Source organism: Halomonas sp., assembly GCF_031581305.1.
Classification (GTDB): domain Bacteria; phylum Pseudomonadota; class Gammaproteobacteria; order Pseudomonadales; family Halomonadaceae; genus Halomonas.
The window spans coordinates 15,279-35,260 of the sequence record NZ_JAVLBC010000007.1 but is presented as its reverse complement, the minus strand read 5'-3'; the positions used below and the strand labels follow the sequence as shown (position 1 = coordinate 35,260).

24 protein-coding genes are annotated in these 19,982 nt (G+C 63.2%); 11 read left to right on the top strand and 13 right to left on the bottom strand.

Annotation, left to right across the window (positions count from 1 at the left end; genetic code table 11):
- The 6 genes from RI841_RS01520 to RI841_RS01495 all read left to right on the top strand — a co-directional run.
- On the top strand, nucleotides 1-329 hold a 329-nt coding region (locus RI841_RS01520), incomplete at its 5' end, for a peptidylprolyl isomerase (protein ID WP_310703773.1).
- A 167-nt stretch (nucleotides 330-496) separates the two neighbouring features.
- Nucleotides 497-1,081, top strand: coding sequence for a molybdenum cofactor biosynthesis protein B (moaB, locus tag RI841_RS01515; protein WP_310703772.1), 585 nt, complete (start codon nucleotides 497-499; stop codon nucleotides 1,079-1,081).
- Nucleotides 1,078-2,334, top strand: coding sequence for a gephyrin-like molybdotransferase Glp (gene glp, locus RI841_RS01510; RefSeq protein ID WP_310703771.1), 1,257 nt, complete (start codon nucleotides 1,078-1,080; stop codon nucleotides 2,332-2,334). The genes moaB and glp overlap by 4 nt, the downstream gene beginning before the upstream one ends.
- The gene (locus RI841_RS01505; protein ID WP_310703770.1) at nucleotides 2,294-3,037 is read left to right on the top strand and encodes a Crp/Fnr family transcriptional regulator; all 744 of its coding nucleotides are present in this window, start codon (nucleotides 2,294-2,296) and stop codon (nucleotides 3,035-3,037) included. The genes glp and RI841_RS01505 overlap by 41 nt, the downstream gene beginning before the upstream one ends.
- A 30-nt stretch (nucleotides 3,038-3,067) precedes the next feature.
- A complete protein-coding gene (locus tag RI841_RS01500; protein WP_310703769.1) occupies nucleotides 3,068-3,472 on the top strand; it encodes a putative zinc-binding protein in 405 nt (134 codons plus the stop codon).
- Nucleotides 3,473-3,511: 39 nt separating this feature from the next.
- Nucleotides 3,512-4,282 carry a sulfite exporter TauE/SafE family protein gene (locus RI841_RS01495; RefSeq protein ID WP_310703768.1) on the top strand — a complete coding sequence of 257 codons (771 nt, stop codon included), beginning with the start codon at nucleotides 3,512-3,514 and terminating at the stop codon, nucleotides 4,280-4,282.
- 18 nt (nucleotides 4,283-4,300) lie between these two features.
- On the opposite strand, the gene RI841_RS01490 is transcribed toward RI841_RS01495, so the two are convergent.
- Entirely contained in the window at nucleotides 4,301-4,492 is a 192-nt protein-coding gene (locus tag RI841_RS01490) for a DUF2061 domain-containing protein (protein ID WP_310703767.1), read from the bottom strand.
- Nucleotides 4,493-4,742: 250 nt separating this feature from the next.
- On the opposite strand from RI841_RS01490, the gene RI841_RS01485 reads away from it, so the two are divergent.
- The 3 genes from RI841_RS01485 to RI841_RS01475 all read left to right on the top strand — a co-directional run bounded on the left by RI841_RS01485 (nucleotide 4,743) and on the right by RI841_RS01475 (nucleotide 8,133).
- Complete coding sequence (locus RI841_RS01485; protein ID WP_310703766.1) at nucleotides 4,743-6,173, top strand: D-alanyl-D-alanine carboxypeptidase; 1,431 nt, start codon at nucleotides 4,743-4,745, stop codon at nucleotides 6,171-6,173.
- Between the two features lie 499 nt (nucleotides 6,174-6,672).
- Nucleotides 6,673-7,650 (top strand): LysR family transcriptional regulator, encoded by a 978-nt coding sequence (locus tag RI841_RS01480; RefSeq protein WP_310703765.1) that lies wholly within the window; start codon nucleotides 6,673-6,675, stop codon nucleotides 7,648-7,650.
- Between the two features lie 333 nt (nucleotides 7,651-7,983).
- Nucleotides 7,984-8,133, top strand: coding sequence for a hypothetical protein (locus RI841_RS01475; protein WP_310703764.1), 150 nt, complete (start codon nucleotides 7,984-7,986; stop codon nucleotides 8,131-8,133).
- A gap of 77 nt (nucleotides 8,134-8,210) precedes the next feature.
- Here RI841_RS01475 and speB read toward each other — a convergent pair whose 3' ends face one another.
- The 7 genes from speB to RI841_RS01440 all read right to left on the bottom strand — a co-directional run bounded on the left by speB (nucleotide 8,211) and on the right by RI841_RS01440 (nucleotide 14,492).
- Complete coding sequence (gene speB / locus RI841_RS01470) at nucleotides 8,211-9,176, bottom strand: agmatinase (protein ID WP_310703763.1); 966 nt, start codon at nucleotides 9,174-9,176, stop codon at nucleotides 8,211-8,213.
- A 60-nt stretch (nucleotides 9,177-9,236) separates the two neighbouring features.
- Nucleotides 9,237-9,989 carry an SDR family oxidoreductase gene (locus RI841_RS01465; RefSeq protein WP_310703762.1) on the bottom strand — a complete coding sequence of 251 codons (753 nt, stop codon included), beginning with the start codon at nucleotides 9,987-9,989 and terminating at the stop codon, nucleotides 9,237-9,239.
- Nucleotides 9,986-10,765, bottom strand: a complete 780-nt coding sequence (locus tag RI841_RS01460; protein ID WP_310703761.1) for an SDR family NAD(P)-dependent oxidoreductase — start codon at nucleotides 10,763-10,765, stop codon at nucleotides 9,986-9,988. The genes RI841_RS01465 and RI841_RS01460 overlap by 4 nt, the downstream gene beginning before the upstream one ends.
- 60 nt (nucleotides 10,766-10,825) lie before the next feature.
- Nucleotides 10,826-11,593 carry a creatininase gene (locus RI841_RS01455; RefSeq protein ID WP_310703760.1) on the bottom strand — a complete coding sequence of 256 codons (768 nt, stop codon included), beginning with the start codon at nucleotides 11,591-11,593 and terminating at the stop codon, nucleotides 10,826-10,828.
- A 41-nt stretch (nucleotides 11,594-11,634) separates the two neighbouring features.
- Nucleotides 11,635-12,489, bottom strand: a complete 855-nt coding sequence (locus RI841_RS01450; RefSeq protein WP_310703759.1) for an ABC transporter ATP-binding protein — start codon at nucleotides 12,487-12,489, stop codon at nucleotides 11,635-11,637.
- A complete protein-coding gene (locus RI841_RS01445) occupies nucleotides 12,489-13,313 on the bottom strand; it encodes an ABC transporter permease (RefSeq protein ID WP_310703758.1) in 825 nt (274 codons plus the stop codon). Before RI841_RS01445 ends, RI841_RS01450 begins: the two co-directional genes overlap by 1 nt.
- Before the next feature lie 93 nt (nucleotides 13,314-13,406).
- Entirely contained in the window at nucleotides 13,407-14,492 is a 1,086-nt protein-coding gene (locus tag RI841_RS01440; RefSeq protein WP_310703757.1) for an ABC transporter substrate-binding protein, read from the bottom strand.
- A gap of 471 nt (nucleotides 14,493-14,963) precedes the next feature.
- Between RI841_RS01440 and RI841_RS16465 the strand changes: the two genes are divergently transcribed.
- Complete coding sequence (locus RI841_RS16465) at nucleotides 14,964-15,221, top strand: hypothetical protein (RefSeq protein ID WP_405000894.1); 258 nt, start codon at nucleotides 14,964-14,966, stop codon at nucleotides 15,219-15,221.
- On the opposite strand, the gene RI841_RS01430 is transcribed toward RI841_RS16465, so the two are convergent.
- The 3 genes from RI841_RS01430 to RI841_RS01420 are packed head-to-tail and all read right to left on the bottom strand — an operon-like array spanning nucleotide 15,216 to nucleotide 17,845.
- A complete protein-coding gene (locus tag RI841_RS01430) occupies nucleotides 15,216-16,151 on the bottom strand; it encodes a metal ABC transporter permease (RefSeq protein ID WP_310703756.1) in 936 nt (311 codons plus the stop codon). The genes RI841_RS16465 and RI841_RS01430 overlap by 6 nt on opposite strands.
- Nucleotides 16,138-16,938 carry a metal ABC transporter ATP-binding protein gene (locus RI841_RS01425; RefSeq protein ID WP_310703755.1) on the bottom strand — a complete coding sequence of 267 codons (801 nt, stop codon included), beginning with the start codon at nucleotides 16,936-16,938 and terminating at the stop codon, nucleotides 16,138-16,140. Before RI841_RS01425 ends, RI841_RS01430 begins: the two co-directional genes overlap by 14 nt.
- Nucleotides 16,919-17,845, bottom strand: coding sequence for a metal ABC transporter solute-binding protein, Zn/Mn family (locus tag RI841_RS01420; protein WP_310703754.1), 927 nt, complete (start codon nucleotides 17,843-17,845; stop codon nucleotides 16,919-16,921). Before RI841_RS01420 ends, RI841_RS01425 begins: the two co-directional genes overlap by 20 nt.
- Before the next feature lie 190 nt (nucleotides 17,846-18,035).
- Here RI841_RS01420 and mntR point away from each other — a divergent pair, with 190 nt between their 5' ends.
- Nucleotides 18,036-18,494 carry a manganese-binding transcriptional regulator MntR gene (gene mntR / locus RI841_RS01415; RefSeq protein WP_310703753.1) on the top strand — a complete coding sequence of 153 codons (459 nt, stop codon included), beginning with the start codon at nucleotides 18,036-18,038 and terminating at the stop codon, nucleotides 18,492-18,494.
- A 45-nt stretch (nucleotides 18,495-18,539) separates the two neighbouring features.
- Here mntR and thiE read toward each other — a convergent pair whose 3' ends face one another.
- Nucleotides 18,540-19,181: a thiamine phosphate synthase gene (gene thiE / locus RI841_RS01410; RefSeq protein WP_310703752.1), complete on the bottom strand. Its 642-nt coding sequence runs from the start codon at nucleotides 19,179-19,181 to the stop codon at nucleotides 18,540-18,542.
- Nucleotides 19,171-19,977, bottom strand: a complete 807-nt coding sequence (thiM, locus tag RI841_RS01405) for a hydroxyethylthiazole kinase (protein WP_310703751.1) — start codon at nucleotides 19,975-19,977, stop codon at nucleotides 19,171-19,173. Before thiM ends, thiE begins: the two co-directional genes overlap by 11 nt.
- Nucleotides 19,978-19,982 lie beyond the last annotated feature (5 nt).

Sequence of the window (19,982 nt, the reverse complement as noted above, 5' to 3'; positions counted from 1 at the left end):
CCTGCCCTTCGAAGGAGGAGGGCGGCGACCTGGGCTGGCTGGCCCCCGGCCAGACCGTGGCCGAGCTGGACCGGGCCCTGCAGCACCTGCCCGAGGGGCTCCACGATCGCCCGCTGGCCTCGCGCTACGGCTGGCACGTCGTCACCATCGACCGTCGCGTCGAGGGTCGCGAGCTGCCCTATGAGCAGGTCGCCGAGCACGTTCGCCACAGCCTGCGCGAGCAGGCCACCCGCCGGGCCCTGCGCCACTACCTGCTGGCGCTGGAGGCCGAGATCGGGGTCGAGGGCATCGCGCTCGACGACGACAGCGCCAGTGCCCTGATGCAGTAACGCTCCCTTGTGGCAGCCGCCAGGGGTCAGACCCCGGCTGTGGCGTTAAGGCCGAAGCCGTGCACCACCTAAGGCCCGGTGGCTTGGCCGGGGTCTGACCCCTGGGAGCCCTTTTCCCCTCATTGTGATCACGCCGCCCCTGAGGGGGCGGCGAGGAGGCCCCTCCTATGGCTCATGTTCATGCCGATACCCCCTTTACACCGCTCGGCATCGCCGTGCTCACCGTCTCCGATACCCGCGGCTTCGACGAGGATGGCAGCGGCGATCTGCTCTCCGAGCGCCTCACCGAGGCCGGCCACGCCCTGGTGGAGCGGCGCATCGTGCCCGACGACGTCTACCGCATCCGCGCGGTGGTCTCGGACTGGGTGGTCCGCGAGGACATCCAGGTGATCCTGATCAACGGCGGCACCGGCTTCACCGTCCGCGATACCACCCCGGAGGCGCTGGCGCCGCTGTTCGACAAGGCGGTCGATGGCTACGGCGAGCTGTTCCGTCAGCTCTCTCGGGAGAGCATCGGCACCTCCACCATCCAGTCCCGGGCAGTGGCCGGGCTGATCGAGCGTACCCTGGTGTTCGCCATGCCGGGCTCGCCCAGGGCGTGCGCCACCGCCTGGGATGGCATCCTGGCCGCCCAGCTCGACGCGCGCACGAGGCCCTGCAACTTCGTCGCCATGGTGCTGCCCGAGGCGAGGCGCTGTGCCTCCCGGCAGGAGCGCGCCGACGAGGAGATGACGGAAGGGGCTTCGGCATGAACTGCGGCTGCGCGGAGGTCGTCACGCCCGGCCTGCTCGACCTCTTCGACGCCCGTGCCCTGATGATGGCGTCCGGCGTGGCGGTGGCCGGCCGCGAGCGGGTCACCCTGGCCGATGCCGCCGGCCGGGTGCTGGCCGAGGATGCCCGGGCCGGCCTCGACCTGCCCGGGGTCGACAACAGCGCCATGGACGGCTATGCCCTGCGTCGCGGCGAGCTCGATGCGAGCCCGGCCGGCCTGCCGGTGACGCTGCGCGTGCCGGCCGGTGCCGGCGTGCTCAGGCTGCCCGAGGGGGGCTGTGCGCGCATCTTCACCGGCGCCCCGGTGCCGCTGGGCGCGGATGCCGTAGTGCCCCAGGAGAGGGTGAGCCTGGACGGCGCGGGGCGGATACACGTCGAGGGCGAGCTGGCGGAGGGCGCCAATATCCGCCGCCGCGGCGAGGAGAGCCGTACCGGTGACGTGGTGCTGGTCGCGGGGACCCGGCTGAACGCCGCGGCCGTCGCCCTGCTGGCCAGCCAGGGCATCGATGCCGTGACGGTGCGCCGGCGGGTCCGCGTGGCCCTGGTCAGCACCGGCGACGAGCTGATCGAGCCCGGCCAGGTTTGGGTGCCCGGCCAGGTCTACAACAGCAATGGCGCCATGCTGCGCGCCCTGCTCGCCCAGCAGGGCTGCGAGGTCCTCGACCTGGGCGTCGTCGCCGACACCGCAGCTGACCTGGGTCAATGCCTTGCCCGGGCAGGCGAGCAGGCCGATCTGGTAGTGTGTACGGGCGGCGTCTCGGTGGGGGAGGAGGACCACGTTCGTCCGGTGCTGGAACGCCTGGGCGGCATCGCCTTCCACGGGGTGGCGATCAAGCCCGGCAAGCCCTTCGCCCTCGGCTGGCTCGGTCCCTCGCTGCGCGACGGTACCCCGCTGATCGGCCTGCCCGGCAACCCCGTGGCCTCGCTGGTGGGCTGGCAGTGGCTGGCGCTGCCCTTCGTGCAGGGGCGGCAGGGGCGCACCCCGCCGGCGCTGCAACGTTTCCCGGTCACCGCCGGCTTTTCCCGGCGGGCACCGAGGGGCCGGCGGGAGCTGCTGAGGGTGGTGCTGGACTGGACCGGTGGCGCCCCCGTGGCACGCCTGGCCGGCGGGCAGGGTTCCCACATGCTCGGGGCCGCCAGCCAGGCCCATGGCTATCTGATCATCGATGCCGATACCCCTGTGGAGGAAGGCCATGTCTACGGATACTGCCCCGGTACCCAGTTCCTCGACTGAGCTGCTGTTCCGGCCCCGACAGCTGCGCGAGCTGGTGCGCGGGGTGCCCTGGCTGGGCGACCTCGACGAGGATCAGCTCGAGGCCCTGCTGGAGGATACCGAGGTGCGCACCCTCAAGACCCGCGAGTGGCTGTTCCGCCAGGATGCCCCGGCCGAGTGGCTCTACGTGGTGATCAGCGGGGCGGTGCGCCTGGTGCGCAGCGCCGGCGACGGTCGCCTGGCGACTATCCGCTGCGTGGAGCGCGGCGGCACCCTGGGCGAGCTGAGCATGGTGTCCAGCGCCGGGGTCTATCTCTACTCCGCCGAGGCCCTGCGCCGCACCCATGTGCTGACCATTCCCGCGGCGCGCTGCCGCGAGATCATGGACCGTCAGCCGGCCTGCCGGGCGGAGTTCATGAGCCGCCTGGCCCTGGAGCTCACCGAGCGCCTCGAGGACATGGCGCTGCTGACCCAGGCCGACGCCATGGCGCGCCTGGTCAGCTACATCCTGCGCCAGCTGCCGGCGGGCCGCGCCAAGGGCCCCCGGGTGGTACGACTGACCATTCCCAAGCGTTGGCTGGCCGCCCAGCTGGCCATGACCCCGGAGACCCTGTCGCGCCTGCTGGCCAGGCTGCGCGAGGAGGGGGTCATCAACATCGACCGCCAGCGCCTGGTGGTGCTCGACGAGCAGAAGCTGCGTGATCTCATGCTGAGCGACGACTGATTCCCTGTGCCGCAACCCCTGGGAGGCCCCATGTCCCGACCCCGCAACACCCCCCGTCCCCTCGTCTACTCCTGTTCGGGCTGCTCCGACGTGGCCCAGCTCGCCAACCAGGTCGCCCTGCGCCTGGACCATGGCGGCGAGGCGGAGATGTCCTGCATCGCCGGGGTAGGCGGTGGCGTGCCGGGCCTGGTGCGCACGGCCCGCTCCGGCCGGCCCATCGTGGCCATCGACGGCTGCCAGATGCACTGTGCCCACCACTGCCTGGCCAATGCCGGCGTGACGCCCACCGAGCACGTCAGGCTCTACGAGCAGGGCCTGAAGAAGCGCAAGGGGCGCCTCTACGATGAGCAGACCGTGGCGAGCGTGACCGCCGGGGTGAGCGGGCTGATCGCGCGGCTGCCGATGGACCCCGCCGCTCCTGGCGAGCCAGCCTGAGCCGTTCCGCACCGGCGGCCTCCCCTCGTGACCCTTGAGATGTCGATGCTGCTGGAGAGCCTGTCGCCGCTGTCGGGCGGCATCAACCTGGTGCTGGTGCTGCTGTCGGTGTTCACCTCGGCCTTCACCGCCGCAGTGGGCGTCGGGGGCGGAGTGCTGATGATCATGGCACTGGCCCAGGTGATGCCGGCGGCGGCGCTGATTCCGGTCCATGGCATGGTGCAGCTCGGTTCCAGCGTCGGTCGCACGGCACTGACCTGGCGTCATGTCGACCTGGCCCTGCTGGGCGCCTTCCTGCCGGGGGTGGTGCTGGGGGCGCTGGCTGCCGCCTGGCTGCTGGTGCGCCTGTCGGCCGGGGTGCTGGAGCTCTGCATCGCCGCCTTCGTGCTCTTCACCTGCTGGGGACCGGGGCTGCCGAAACGGGCCCTGGGGCGGGGAGGCGTGCTGGTCGCCGGCGCCGTCACCACTCTGCTCTCCAGCCTGGTGGGCGCCAGCGGCCCCATGGTGGCCGCCTTCATCAAGCACAGCCAGTTCGGACGGCTGGCCAAGGTGGCCACCTTTTCCGCCTGCATGCTGCTGCAGCACCTGACCAAGGCCTTCGTGTTCGGCGTGGCCGGGTTCGTTTTCCGCGACTGGCTGCCGCTGATGCTGGTGATGGTGGCGGCGGGCTTCCTCGGCACTTGGCTGGGCCTGCGCCTTCTGCATCGCCTCTCGGAGCACCGCTTCGACACCCTATTCAAGTGGGCATTGACGCTGCTGGCGCTGCGCCTTATATGGCTCGGCGGGCAGCGGCTGCTGGCAGGGGGATGATCGGGGCAGGGTCGCGGATCAGGTGGCCAGGCGAGTCCGTCGCCGCTGCACGGCCTCCCAGGCCTTCTCGTGGCAGAAGTCGGCGACGGTGTTGGCGGCGGGTTCGAGCAGCGCAATCATGCCGCCGAGCACCCAGCTGCCGGTGACCAGCCAGGTCACGCCGAAGGCCACGCAGAAGTGGACGACGGCGAAGGTGGCGGTCTTCTTCATGGCGAGGCTCCATGCCGTGGGCGATTCACGCCTGCCAGACTTAGGGGAGCCTTGCCCAAGGAGTAACCTGATTTATCGTTTGGTTACGATAGGGGAGCTCAATCGAAAGGGGGCGCCGCCAGCGTGCCGGGTGAAGGACGAGGTGATGTGGCGAAATTTCGGCAGAAAGTCCGGCCTTCGCCCTGTACAGCGCGTCACAGACGGCCATAATGGCTAGAGGCAACGGTAACAAACCTCGAGGGAACGCGACATGGTGCCTATCACAATAATCAATCGGCGCCGGAGAGGGGGCATCTTCGTGCTGCTGGCCTGCCTGCTGCTGGCCACCACGGCCGTCCAGGCCAATCCTCGCTACGCCGGTATCGTCATCGATGCCGACAGCCAGGAGATCCTCTACGCCGAGAATGCCGACAAGCTGCGCTATCCGGCCTCGCTGACCAAGATGATGACGCTCTACCTGATGTTCGAGGCCCTGGAGGAGGACAGGCTGAGCTTGCATCAGCCATTGCCGGTCTCTGCCCATGCCGCCTCCAGGCCGGCTTCCAAGCTCTATGTCAAGGCCGGTTCCACCATCCCGGTGGAGACCGCCATCCAGGCGCTGGTGATCAAGTCGGCCAACGATGTGGCCGTGGCGGTGGCCGAAGCCCTGGGCGGCAGCGAGACGCACTTTGCCCGCATGATGACCGACAAGGCTCGCGACCTGGGCATGCAGGATACCGTCTTCCGCAATCCCAACGGCTTGCCCGACGCCGGCCAGGTCACCACGGCACGTGACATGGTGGTGCTCTCTCGGCACTTGATGCGTGACTTCCCTCAATACTACCCCTACTTCTCGCGGATGAGCTTCACCTGGAAGGGCAAAACCATCACGGGTCACAACCGCCTGCTCAAGAACTATCCCGGTGCCGATGGCCTCAAGACCGGCTTCATCCGTGCCTCGGGCTTCAACGTGGCCACCTCGGCGGTGCGTGACGGCCGTCGCCTGCTCACCGTGGTGATGGGCGGCTTCACCGCCGCCTCGCGAGACGCACACACCGCCGACCTGCTGGATCGCGGTTTCGTGCGTGCCTCGCTGGCCGATGGCCGCGGCTGGCTGGCCAGTGCCGACATCTCCGGTGGCCGGTTGATGCCGGGCGAGCCCCAGGCACCGGGCCAGCCGGTCGGCGACGGGATCCTCCTGGCCAGCCTCGGCGCACCTTCCCGGGGCGCTGTCTCGCCACCCGAGGTCTCAGCCTTCCCGCCGGCCTCGGTTGAGGCGCCGACGACCACAGCGGAGGCCCCGCATCAGGCGGTGGCCTCGCGGGTCGCCACGGTCGAGACACCGGCCGGCACCACGATGGCGAGCCTGGAGCAGGGCTCGGCCGACGACCCGATCCGCGAACTGATGGCCAGCACCACGGCATCGGCGGATCCCGCCCCGGACGTCTCCGTCCGGCGAGGGGGCTGGGGCGTACAGGTCGGGGCCTTCAGCGATGCCGGGCATGCCCGCACTCTGGCGTCTCGCGCCGCCGGCCAGCTGGCCAGCGAGCTGGCCGATGCCCGGGTCGCGGTGGCCGATGCCGAGAGGGCCGGTATCTATCGCGCCCGCTTGGTGGACATGAACGAGGGCCAGGCCCATACTGCCTGTCGTCGCCTGGTGGCGCAGGGCATGGAGTGCATGGTGGTCCAGGCTAGCCTCTGAGGGCTTGCCCTCCGACACGTCACCGACTAGCGTAGTGATTTCTATCTCCCCCCGCCGGCTTGGGGCTTGGGGAGTGGGTTTTTGGCCTTGGCCAGTGGCCGCCACTCCTTCGACATGGAAGGTCAGGCACATGGGATTAAGCACCGCCCGGTCAGGCTGGGATGGTCTCTAAGACGAGCGGCATGCTCGAGCGCATAAAGTGCCATAGCAGCGAGGTGCTTTTGGCATTCGGCTCTATGAGTCAGGAGGGTCTGGAGCAGACGTCGAAGTGCTCCTGCTATCATATTCTGTAGAGGGTGTTACACCATCAATCACCATTGCAGCGATGAAAGAATGGCAGGCCCGGAAGCCTGAGCTGTTTACCAAACGGGTGATTACTCATCTGTGACGCGACAGCTGTCTGTCTTCGTATATTTTATTGGCCATGCTTTTTTGCTAAATTATTTCTCGTTGCACCGAGCTGCCCTACGCTCCTGACTGGATGCCACTCGCGACCCTCATGACCGCACGACACTCTAACGTTCCCAACCTCACCGACTTTGATCTCAAGCTCCTTCGCGTATTCCACGCCGTGGTACAGGCTCAGGGACTCGTTCCGGCCCAGCAGGTGTTGGGGTTATCGCTATCAACTATCAGTATCCAGCTAAAAAATCTCGAAGAACGACTGGGCTTCACCCTCTGCGAACGGGGGAGAAAAGGCTTCGCCTTGACGGAAGAAGGTGAGCGAATTCACCAGAGCCTGACACCGCTATTCGATTCGGTCGCCGGTTTTCGCGATGTTGTAGCGGAGGTCCGCGGTAGCCTGACCGGCGATTTGCATTTTGGTGTCGTCGATGCCTTAGCAACTAATCAGGCAGCACCCCTGCCCAAGGGGTTCCAGAACTTTACGGAACTCGCTCCTGAAGTTCATCTTCACGTGGATATTTCCTCTCCTGAAGAGCTCATCCAAGGACTGGTCGATGGGCGCTATCATTGCATCCTGACACCCGTCGAACCGACTCACGAGTCCGTCGAGAGCGTCTCCGTGTTCAAGGAGCGCCAACAGCTCTATTGCGGCGCTGATCACCCGCTATTCAATGAAACTGATCCTGTTCGTACCTTGGACGCCTTAAAGCGAACGACATTGACGGACAAGAGTTATGCGTCCCTCCCTTCGATAGATAAACCGAATGTCTCCACTGAAAGGCCTACCATCTCCCACATGGAAAGCAATGTCCTGCTAATACTCAGTGGACGCTACATTGGTTACCTGCCAGAACATTATGCAGAGCACTGGGTCAATGCTGGCCTCATGCGGTTGCTTCTGCCTGACACCCCGAGCTATGAAAGTCATTTCTATCTCTGCACCAGTAAGCATAATAGCTCCCGCTCAGCAGATGTCTTTCGTCAATGCATGATTGATGTGCTATTGAAGGAGCAGACACGCGGCATCACCAAGTACCGGGCCGCTGATCTTACCCTGGCCAGCAACAAGTAGGGACGTCACTGGTTCAGCCATATGCCTGTCACCAAGTGTTTCACCGCCCGTCGCTTCGCTTCGAATGCCGCTACTTTCTATAGGCCATCCCTTGAGGGCAGCTTTGTCGAGGGCGCTTTCCGCCAACGTCCTTTCAAGATGGGCGCTCGCTGCCTACAATTCTCGAAGACACTTGGTCTGCATCATCTCCAAGCCGCTGCTCTTGGCCTGTCGGTGATAGATGATCGACTCTTTGGTGTGTCGAATATGCTTCATAGCGAGATCTTCTGTTATTAGGGATAACGTAGCGAAAATTTCACATTACCGGCGGGCTCGTTTCTAGTGGAAAGGTCAATGGCATACAAGGTCACCGCGCTTTTCTACAATGCCCTGCGCTATGGGTGGTATTATCAAGATCCTGGCGCGGCCTATGACAATTTTCACTATTTCTGTCAATTACCAACGGCTGATGAGCAATCTGCACTGCCGCGCCAAGTCCCTTAGGTTTGAGTTGGTACCGTTGCCCGCTGCCGGGCAACGAGTTTCATATGATGCCGAATTAACACGAATTCGTCCCCGTGTCAGCGACGCGTGGCGACTGCATCCGCCAAGACACACAACAACTCGAACATGAGGGTCGCCCCCGTCAGAGCGGTGATGTCCGAGTAATCGAACGGCGGCGCTACTTCCATGACATCGGCACCCACCAGGTTGAGGCCGCGTAGACCGCGAATCATCTGTTGGGCTTCCCGAGTCGTGAAACCTCCGACCTCGGGGGTACCGGTACCGGGGGCGTAGACCGGGTCTAGGGCATCGACGTCGAAAGTAACGTAAGTCGGCGTCTTTCCTACCACACGGGCAATTTCTTCGTTGACCTTCTTCGGGCCTAGCTCGAAATATTCCTCGATCTCGATGATGCGAATGCCTTGTTCATGGGCCCAGTCAAGATCACTCGTGTTATACATGGAGCCGCGGATGCCGATCTGGATAATGCGCGTTGGATCGAGGATGCCTTCCTCAATGGCGCGGCGGAATGGCGTGCCATGAGTATAGGGATTGTCGCCAAAGTAGGTGTCATTGGTATCGGAATGCGAATCGAACTGGACCAGCGCCATCGGTTCATCGCGGGTGATGCCCCGCAGTATCGGTAGTGTGCCCAGATGGTCGCCTCCGGCGGTCAACGGTACCGCACCGGCACGGTGAACACGATGATAGAATTCGCTGGTACGCTCAAGCGTATCGCGAATATCAATCGGATTGATCGGTACGTCACCTAGGTCGGCAATGCGGCATAGGTCGTAGGGTGCGATGCGGCTTGCCTGATGCACCAACCGCATCATGGTCGAATTGCTGCGAATCTCGCGCGGCCCGTGGCGCTGACCGACGCGATTTGTTGAGCCGCTGTCCCAGGGCAGGCCAATCAGTGCAATGTCGACTTCAGCCGGGTCCTCAATCTGCGGCAATCGCATGAAGGTGGATCGTCCCGCGAAGCGCGGCACCTCGCTACCGCCCAGAGGCCGGAAAAAAGACGCGTCGTGAGCCATCATGATAGTCCTTTATGGATGTTAAGATAGTAATGTTGAGATCGGAAAGACTCTATTGTGGCGTCATGTCATGACGCTACCGCCGTTGACCCCATAGGTCTGGCCCGTGATAAAGCTGGCTTGCGGCCCCGCCAAGAACGTGACCATATTGGCAATTTCTTCGGGATGGCCAATGCGTCCCAGCGGAATGTCGCTTTCTTTTTGCCGCTGCGCCTCGCTCATTACCTCAGCCCCGAGCATGTTGGTGTCCACGGGCCCGGGAGCAACGGCATTGACCAGAATCCTTGGCGCGAATTCTAGGGCCCAGGTTCGCGTCATGGCGCCGATACCTGCCTTGGAGGCGCAGTACGCGGTATTGCGCTCACGGCCCAGATACCCCAGGTCGGAGGCGATATTGATCACACGCCCACCACCTTGTTGTACCATGTGTCGGATCGCCTCACGTCCCACCAAGAAAGTGCCGCGCAGGTTCACTGCAATGACGGTATCGAACGCATCGACGGTTGTATCCAGCAAGCCAGCTTCATTCAGAATGCCCGCGTTGTTGACGACTACATCCAGTCCCCCGAGACCCTCGATCGAACGGTGGACCATATCGACTGCCTCGGTTTCCACCGAGACATCCGCTTCGATCGAGAATGCCGAGGCATCATGCTTCTGTACGGTGGCCAGTGTCGCGGCGGCCGCGGCATCATCGCCATGATGGCCAAAGGCCACTTTCGCCCCTGCGGATGCCAGCGACACGGCGGTGGCACGTCCGATCCCCCGTGACCCGCCGGTCACCAGTACGCGTACCCCTGTGAGTGTCTTGTTCATGCCATCACCTCCCCGCGGTCGATCGGGATCGCCTGCCCTGTCACATTGGCGGCGGCCTCCGATGCGAGGTAGAGGTAAAGGCCTGCCACGTCGTCAGGCTCCATTAGCCCCGCCAGCGACTGATCAGCTGCAAGTGAATCGGCCAATGTGTCCACACTGACCCCTTGTTCCTTGGCCATCACCGCAAGTGAACGCAGTGATGCTTCGGTGCGCACCCATCCCGGGCAGATAGCGTTGACGCGGATCGAACGTGGCCCCAGCTCTCGAGACAGGGTCCGCGAGAGACCGATTAGCGCATGCTTGGAGGCTGTATAGGCAGCAAAACCGGGAACTGCGGTGCGACCCCAGATTGATGAAGTGATGAGAATCCGCCCGCCTTCCTGCATCTTGGGTAGCGCGGCCCGCGTTACCCTCCAGGTGCCCATGACATTCACGTCAATGATGCGCTCGAACGCATCGTCGATGTCGCTATGTCCATCTTCCACCGGCGTTGGCAGTTCCACCCCGGCATTGTTGACCAGTACATCGAGCCGACCCACGTTCTCCAAGGCACCTCTGACGGCATGGGTATCCGTGATATCGCAACGCTGCGCCCAGACGTCACTCCCGGTTTCCGCCGCGATGTTCCGTGCCGCTTGCACGACCCCGGCATCATCGGCCAGCACACAGACTCGAGCATTGGCAGCGGCGAAAGCCTTCGCCACGGCAAACCCGATGCCGCGGCTGGCGCCGGTGACGAGGATCGTCTGGCCGCTATAATCAAAGGAAATCGCCATCGTCCCCTCCTGAAACCGTCATGTCAGGTGGCATGTCTGCACCTCTCACAGGAGCCCACGTCACGAGAGGAGCTCGCGCCGCACGGCAGCCGCCATGTCGCGGCGATACTGCTCCGCCATGGCGGCGCCTTTCTCCGGCGAGGCCTGTGCGGCAGAGGTGAGAGCGCCCGATGCCGGGACCCATTCCGAGCGTGCCGGCCAGACGTCATAGGGCGGCGCCTCCATGGGGGCGTTGTCGGGAATTCTGTCAGTACGTACCAGCTCGGGATAAAAATGCATCATCAGCGATGTCTCGAGCACTGCTGCATGTTCCAGTTCGATGCCCGGAAAGCCATCCGGGAAGACGACATCTAGGGTATCTCGGCTCAGGAGTTCCCAGTGCTGCAGACACATGACCCGAAGGCCGGTGTCACCGACCTCGCGCATTGCCAGATCGATCCCTTCGTTGAGGAACCAAAGGTTCTCGAAATGACCGTCGATGACACAGATGCGGCGTACGCCATGACGCGCTAGTTCACGAATCACATCGCGTACCACGGCAATCAGTGTGGCCCCATCGAGCCCCGTGCTGCCAGGAAAGGAAGGCCCCCCCCCGGTACGCGGCATCGACTTGTAGCCATAATTGATCGGTGGAGTGACAATGCCGCCGACCTCTTGCGCCACCATCGCGGCAATGGCCGTTGGCAACAGATGGTCCACGCCCATGGGGAGGTGTGGACCATGTTGCTCCAGCATACCGGTTGGCAGAAACACCACCGGCTCGTCCTGGAGACGTGCGCTGAATTCGGGCCACGTCATTTCTGACATCAACAACGTCGTTTGCTTCATTGGGTCTCTCTCGTCATCATGTCTATTGCGGGCAGGCGATGTCATGGTGAAGTCTCGTCTCCACCCTGTTCACGCATCAGGTGTAGGATATGGCGTTCCATGTCGCCATATCCGGCCAGACCTATCAGCTCTTCTTTCTGGCCGATGCGTTTTCCCTGCTTGAACGAGGGGATGATTTCCTCATGAACCCTGCCCGGGTGCCTGGACATGAACTCGATCCGGTCGGCCAGGAAGATGGCTTCTTCGATGTCATGCGTCACCATCAGCACCGTAGTATTGGCGGCCTCGACAATGTCCATCATCAGTTCTTGCATCTGCCAGCGTGTCTGAGCGTCTAGCGCTCCGAATGGCTCATCCATCAACAGGATCGCCGGGGCGTTGGCAAGCGTGCGGGCGATAGCCACGCGCTGTTTCATGCCCCCGGATAGATGTCGCGGATAAGCCCCGGCGAAACGACTCAGTCCCACCAGCTCGATGAAATGCTCTGCCCGTTCGCGCCGCTCTTTCTTGGGAACATGGTTCAGCCGCATGCCATATTCGACGTTTTGTTGGACGGTCAGCCAGTCAAAGGAGGTATAGGCCTGGAAGACCATTCCCCTCTCTTGGTCCGGGCCGAGAATTGGTTCACCATCGAGCGTCAATTCCCCCGCGGTTGGTTGCTCCAGCCCCGCCACCATGCGCAGCACTGTGGACTTTCCACAGCCGGAAGGGCCCAGTAGCACACAGACCTCGTTTTCATGGGTTTCGAAATTGACATTGGTTATCGCTTCAATTGGCTCTCCGCGCGGGACATGAAACGACTTGCTTACATCCTTCAACCGAAGCTTGGGAGCCTCAGCGACGTCGAGAGAGTGATCGAGTGTCGGCGACAACTCATGATCAATTGGCCGGGTCATTAGTTGCCCTCCTGGCCGAGATAGGGAAAGAGCACGCGCTGCAGCCACCGGAAAAGGAGGTCAAATGCCAAGCCGAGCACGCCGATAATAAGAATTCCGGCCATGATTTCATCGGTATTCAAGAAGCGTCGTGCCCGCATCATCATCGCGCCTATGCCGGTTGTTGAAGCGATGATCTCGGCAATCACCAGGTAGGTCCATGCGATCGCCAACATTTGTCTCATGGATGTCAGAATGCTGGGCATTACTGCCGGTACCACGACCGTCCATAGAATCTGCCACCGCTTACCACCAAGCGTCATGGCGGTTTCGATAAGCTCTGCGCGCACCTGGCTTGTATGATCCATGATCAAGGTGATCAGAAAGAAGATGACCCCCAGGAACAACAGCGATAGCTTGGGCAGCTCGCCAGTGCCGAACCACATCAGCAGGATGGGGATGAAAGCGGGGGCCGGGAGGTAGCGCCATGCCGACACGAACGGGTTGAACAACGCTTCAACTGTTTTGAACGAGCCCATCAAGATGCCGAGAGGGATCGCGATGATGCAGGCCACCAGAAAGCTTCCTACGATGCGCGCAATACTGATACCTACGTCCCCGAGGAAGCCGCGCTCAGCGAACAGCTCATAGAGGGTGGCGATCACGTCTACTGGCGAAGGTACCAGCAACGCATTGACCCACCCGCGTGACACCGCCGTTTCCCATAGTCCGAAAAACACAATCCATACCAGGGCGCCCAACACAAGACGCCACCCCCGTGGAATGGGTGTCAGGAACTCTAACCAGCGTGATCGGTGGGCACGTTGTCTGGATTCACCCGCCATTCCTATTCTCCATCTGTAAGGTGCTAAGGGCAGAAGGCTGAGCTGATTCATGCAACAGGAAGCACCGGCCGAGCCGGCACTTCCCGTCTGGCATCAGCGCGCGGACATGGACTGGCGATAGCCATCGTCGACCAGATCAGCGATCAGGCTGCAGTCGACGCCCTTTTTCGCATCGTGCACCTCGTCCATCAGGCCTAGCTTTACCCACCACTCGTTGGTTCTTTCGACACTCTTTACGATGGAACCATGCTCAATTCCATGCGGTGGCTCTCCGTCAAGAGCCCCGCAGATTCGAGCTGTTTCGTCGAAATCAAGCATGTAGAGTCCATCTTCTAGGTACTTGCCGTTGGTCCCTACCACTGACTCGATATCGGCGACCGACCATTGTAGATAATCAGAAAAAAGCTGATTCACTTCTTCGGTATTGTCATGCCAGTATTGCAAGGCGTCGAAGCGTGCGCGGATCATATCCATGGCCGCCTGTCGCTGCTTGCTGATGAATGTCTTGTTCATGTACATCGCATCCATGAAGATGCCGGTATCTAGGTAGTAAGGCTCAGCGGTAGTCGCTGCAATTTCGGCGGTTTCGAGATTGTCCAGAACGCGGGTGACCCAGGGTTCATACATGTAAGCTGCCGCTAGGTCACCCGACATGACAGGCCCCACGGCTTCGTCGGCATTCAGGTTAACCCACTCAACATCATCCGGGCTAAGGCCTTCTCTATCGAGCCACATGCCCATTAATATTTCACCAATGTAGGCTTGCGGGGCACCGACTTTCTGTCCTTTCAGTTCCTCTGCCTTCATGTCATCGGCGATCATTACCTTGTCTACGCCGTAGGATATGTTGAGGTGTGACACCAGCACCGTATCCGTCCCACGCTCGATAGCGAAAGGAGTGTATTCGGCGGTACTGAGATAGATGTCGATCTGACCCGCAGCAAGTGCCGCATGGCCACCGAGAGGATCCTCGTAGATAGTGAGATTGAGTTCATAATCGTCAGCGATCCCTGTCTGACGAGCTACCTCGAGAAAGGAAAAGCCTGGCCATGAAACGTTAAGGCCAATATTGATAGTTTCGGCTTCCTGGGCCTCGGAGACGCCTGGCAGCATTATGGCGGAAGCGCATAGCAGCGTGGTGATATATGGTATTTTTCTAGGGAAGTAAAAGTCGCTCATTTTGTTGTTCCTGGCTTTGTTGGGAAGGACATTTGGCCACGGTTAGCATGACCAATTGGCGCATGCTGGAGATATTGCTAATCCCTGAATGTTGTTTTCTTTCCTTAATCTGAGCGTATCCCATGGATGTTGATCGAGCAATCACCGGATCACAAACTGAGGTTTGAGCCGATCGCAAGTACCGTCATTGCTCCTTTCTGGTGCATTTCGTCTGGATTTTTTATTTCCTTGGTGCAAATAAATTAGGGAGATCCCGCATAGAACCTGCCGTCACGGCCTGTCCGCCGGCTGCGGGGTAGAGGCTAGCCAGCATGTCATCTTCTGACCGCGTCACCCGAAGAATAGGATCTCGTTGGGCAGGCCTGAGTGCCAGACCGATAAGGAGGTCATCCGAACGAGCCCTGGCACAGGTGAGTGCTCTGGTGAAATGGTACAGCCTACTAGACGCGCTCTCGAATGAGGCGCTTGAAGATGCCATCTACGATAGCCATGCGTGACTTGATGGTTATCGGTCTGGCTAACGAGAATGTGCCGGACGCCACGACGCCACGACGCCACGACGCCACGACGCCACGACGCCACGACGCCACGACGCTGCTGGGCTGGTGGTTCTGGGACGAGATGCCGGACTTCTGGGTGTTCATCGGCAGTGTGCTGATCATCGGCAGTAGCCTGGCGATCACCTACCACGAGCGACTCACCACCCTGAAGAGGTGCCCGACCTCATGACACCGGGCGGTTGAAGCGCCAGCGCCGCCAGCGGCGGGCGATCAGCCCGTGACGCGGTGCTGCCAGCAGGGCCAGCAGAAAGAGCCCCGAGGCTACCAGCACGATGGCACCGCCCGAGGCCACGTCCAGCCTGACCGACAGCACCAGTCCGGCCACCGCGGACAGCACCCCGACGCCCACCGAGAGCGCCAGCATGGTACCGAAGCGGTCGGTCAGCAGGTGCGCGGTGGCGCCCGGGGTGACCAGCATCGCCACGACCAGGATGATGCCAACGGTTTCCAGGCTGGCCACGATGGTGAGGGTCAGCAGCATGATCAGACCGTAGTGGATGGCGCTGACGTTGAACCCCATTGCCTGGGCCTGCTGGGGGTCGAAGGTGTAGAGCAGCAGCGGTCGGTAGGCCAGCCAGATCGTCAGCACGGCGACGAGGCTGGCCAGTAGGGTCAGCATCAGCGCCGATGTCTGTACGCCGAGCACGTTGCCGAAAAGGATATGCAGGAGGTGAGTGCTGGTGGTGATCTTGCTGATGATCACGATGCCCAGGGCAAAGGCGGCAGTGAACATCAGGCCCATGGCGGCATCCGACTTGATCCGAGTGTGGCGTTCGATGGCGCCAATCCCCAGCGAGGTCAGCGCGCCGGTCACGAAGGCGCCGACGAAGAACGGCCAGCCCAGCAGGTAGGCGATCGCCACCCCCGGCAGCACCGCATGGGAAATGGCATCGCCCAGCAGGGACCAGCGCTTGAGTACCACGAAGCAGGAGAGCAGCCCGCAGGTGGCACCCACCAGCACCGAGGTCAGCAGTGCGCGCTGCATGAAGCGGTACTCGAAGGGCGCGGAGAGATTCTCGGGCAGCAGGCCCACTACCATCATCAGTGCTGCCGTCAGGGTCTCGACCAGGCTCGTGGCCAGCACTTCAAGCGGCAGCATGGAAACCTCCCGAAGGCGCAGGAGGGGAGCCGGTGGCCAGTCGTGCCAGCATGCTGTCGCTGAGCATCGTCTCCGGCGTGCCCATGCCGAACATCGTGCGGTTGATCAGCAACACCTGGTCGGCATACCGCCGGGCGCCGGACAGGTCGTGAGTCACCATGATGATGGTGCGGCCGGCACGGCGCTGTCGCTCGAGGGTGGCCATGATCAAGGCTTCACTGGGCGGGTCGACGCCCGCCAGGGGCTCATCCAGGAGCAGAATGGGCGCCCGCTGAGCCAGTGCGCGGGCGAGCATCACGCGCTTCTTCTGTCCGCCCGACAGCTCGCCGATGGGCCGAGCGGCCATGTCGGTCATGTCAACGGCATCCAGTGCTTCCTCGACCGCCTGGCGGTGGATGGGGGCGGCCCAGCGCTGGGGGAGCAGGCGCCGCCACAGCGGGTCATGGCGCATCAGCCCGAAACGGCCGGTCATCACCGTGTCGCTGACCGAGATGGGGAAGTCCCACTCCATGCGCTCCTGCTGGGCCATGTAGGCAATGCTGCCGGCCTGACGCTGGGCCAGTGAAGGCCGGCCAAGAATCCTGAGTTCGCCACGCAGGGGGGCGAGGCTGCCGATCACCACGCTTAGCAAACTCGACTTGCCGCCACCGTTGGGCCCGACGATGGCGGTCCATTGGCCCTGGGTCAGCGACAGCGAGATATTCTCCAGCACCGGCTCCTGGCCATAGGCAGCGTAAAGCCCTCTGACCTCGAGCGCCGGCGTGGTGTCAGTGGCGCGATTCTCCATCGGGTTCTCCCAGCGTCTCGGTCAGCAGGCGGGCGTTGTGGCGCAGCAGGTTGGCATAGTCGGGTGCCTCGCCGTCCGGTTCGCTGAGTGAATCGACGAACAGCGGCCCGGCGATGGCTACATCGGTCTCGGCAGCCACGCTGCGCACATGCCTGTCGGAAATGGTGCTTTCCCAGAAGATGGCCGCAGGGCGGCGTTCCTTGATGAGGTCAATGATGCGCATCAGCTGGCGCGGGGTGTCACCGTCTTCGGAATTGGTGCCCCAGATACCGTCGTGCTCGAAGCCGAAGGCATCGGCGAAGTAGGTGAAGGCGGCCTCGCTAGTGATCAGCAGGCGCTTTTCGTCCGCAATCGTGCCCATGCGCTCCAGCAGTTCGGCATGCAGCTCATGCAGTGATTGCCCCAGCGCGTCACCGCGCGCCGCGAAATCCTCCGCCGCCTCGGGACGGGCCTCGGCGAGTACGTCGGCGATGACGCGCACATACTCGGCGGCGGCGCGAGGGTCCATCCACAGATGAGGGTCGGCCTTGCCGGCGTAATCACCGGTCACGATGGGCTGGGTGGCATAGCCGCTCTCCTCGGCCAGCGCGACCACCGGTACGCCATCGCCCACGGTGGCGCGGATCTGGCCGAGCCACTGCTCCAGGCCGAAGCCGTTGTAGAAGACGAGGTCGGCATTTTCCAGGGTGATGAAGTTGCTCGGTACCAGCTCCCACTCGTGGACTTCGGCCCCCGCCGGGGTCAGCACATCGACCTGGGCATCGTCACCCGCGACCTGCCGGGCGAGGTCGCCGATCACCGAGAAGGTGACCGCGACGCTCAGCGGAGCCTTATCGGCTTGTGCCACGGATGACAGTGCCAGCAGCAGGCCGACGACACGCGGCAGGGATCGCATGGATGGCAGCATCGAGATTGTTTCCTTCTGGGGTGGCAGTGAATCGGAAAGTCCCGCTCGGCGATCGTAAGGATCAACGCGCTGTGAATATCTTAGCCAAGGTTAACTTGCAGGGTATTAGGAAATTTCTATTGGGGCGATGTTGTCGGTTGAACGGGGCATTGGCTATATTGGCTCGACAGTCCGCCACGTCGATCGATTGATGCCCAACAGCTTGAACAAGTCCGATGCGCTTCCACCTAGCGACCAGCACGCACGGCAGTATGCTGCGGTGCGCAACGCCCATGAAACCGAGCTCCTGGAAGACTATGTCGAACTGATCGGCGATCTGCTCAAGCATCAGGGGGAGGCACGCTCGGCCGACGTCGCCGTACGAATGGGCGTCAGCCAGGCCACGGTTTCAAAGACCGTGGCCCGGCTCAAGGCGCTCGGTCTGGTGTCGAGCCGCCCTTATCGCGCGTTGTTCCTGACCGAGAGCGGCGAGACCATGGCCGATATGTCCCGCCAGCGACATACCATCGTCCTGCAGTTTCTGCGCGCGCTTGGCGTCAGCGACAGCACCGCCAGAATCGATGCGGAGGGCATGGAGCATCACGTCAGCCAGGAGACCCTGGACATCATGCGCCGCTTCACTCTCGACCGCGAGCGCTGTTGCTCCTGATCACGCACGTTGTCGCCGTGCTCCCCCGTCTCTGCCTCTGGCCCCTCACTGAACGTCCGCGCTCCGATGACATGAACCGGCAGAGAAGGCCTGCGCGGCGAGCTCGGGGTCGGGGGTTCCGCAGATCGCCGAGATGACCGCCAGACCCCTGGCGCCGGCGTCCCGTGTGGCGGCCACATGCTCGGCTTTGAGGCCGCCGATAGCCACGGCCGGCAGTGGGCTGGCGGCCACCAGGCTCGCCAGCCCCTCGAAGCCCAGTGGTGCGGCGTGGTCGTGCTTGCTGGGAGTGGCGAACACCGGGCCCAGCCCCAGGTAGTCCAGCGCCCCCGGGTCGAGGCAGGCGAGCTGGGCATGGGTCTGTACCGAGAGCCCGAGGATCGTTTCCGGGCCCAGCGCCGCGCGGGCCTTGGCCACGTCGCCGTCGTCCTGGCCGATGTGCAGGCCATCGGCGCCGGCGGCCAGGGCCACCTCCAGCCGGTCATTGATGATCAGTGGCACACCCGTGCCGGCCAGCGCCGCCTTGAGCTGGCGCGCCTGGTCGATCAGTTCGGCATCGCTGGCGTACTTGTCGCGCAGCTGCACTATTGTCACACCGCCGCGCACTGCCGCCATCACGGTCTCCACCAGCCCTTGGCCCGCGCAGAGCCCTCGGTCCGTGATCAGGTAGAGCGAGAGATCAAGGGGCATCGTGAACCTCCAGTCGGGCCCGTTCGGCCAGGGCTTCGCCATCCAGGTGAAAGAGGGCATCGAGGAAGGCCACCGCGAAGCTGCCCGGGCCATTGGCCAGTTCACCCGCTAGTTCGCCGGCCACGGCGTAGCAGGCCAGCGCCGCCACCGTCGCCTCGAAGCGATCATCGGCGCCGGCCAGGAAGGCTGCCACCACCCCGGTCAGTGCGCAGCCCAGGGTGGTGACGCGGGGCATCAACGGGTGGCCGCCCCGAAGGCGGGCGATCCGTCGGCCGTCGGTGACCAGGTCCTCCTCGCCGGTCACCGCGACCACGCCATCTGTCTGGCGGGCCAGCCGGCGGGCGGCTTCGAGTGCCGCCTCGGCAGGGTCGGTGCTGTCAACGCCGCGCCCACCACCGGCCTCTCCCGCCAGGGCGATGATCTCCGAGGCGTTGCCGCGGATCACGTCCGGCGACAGCGCCAGCAGTCGTGCGCCGGTCTCGCAGCGATAGCGCGTGGCGCCCACCGCCACCGGGTCCAGCACCCAGGGGCGCCCCGTCTCCCCGGCGGCCAGGGCGGAAGCCTCCATGGCGTCGACCCAGTGGGGTGAGAGGGTACCGATATTGATCGTCAGGGCGCCGGCCAGCGCGGTGAACTCGGCGGCCTCTTCGCGGGCATGGACCATGGCCGGCGAGGCGCCGATGGCCAGCAGCACGTTGGCCATGCTGTTCATGGCCACATGGTTGGTGATGTTGTGGACCAGCGGGCTGGTCTCGCGCACCCGGGAAAGGTGCATGGCGGGGTCGATGAAAAGCATGGGGC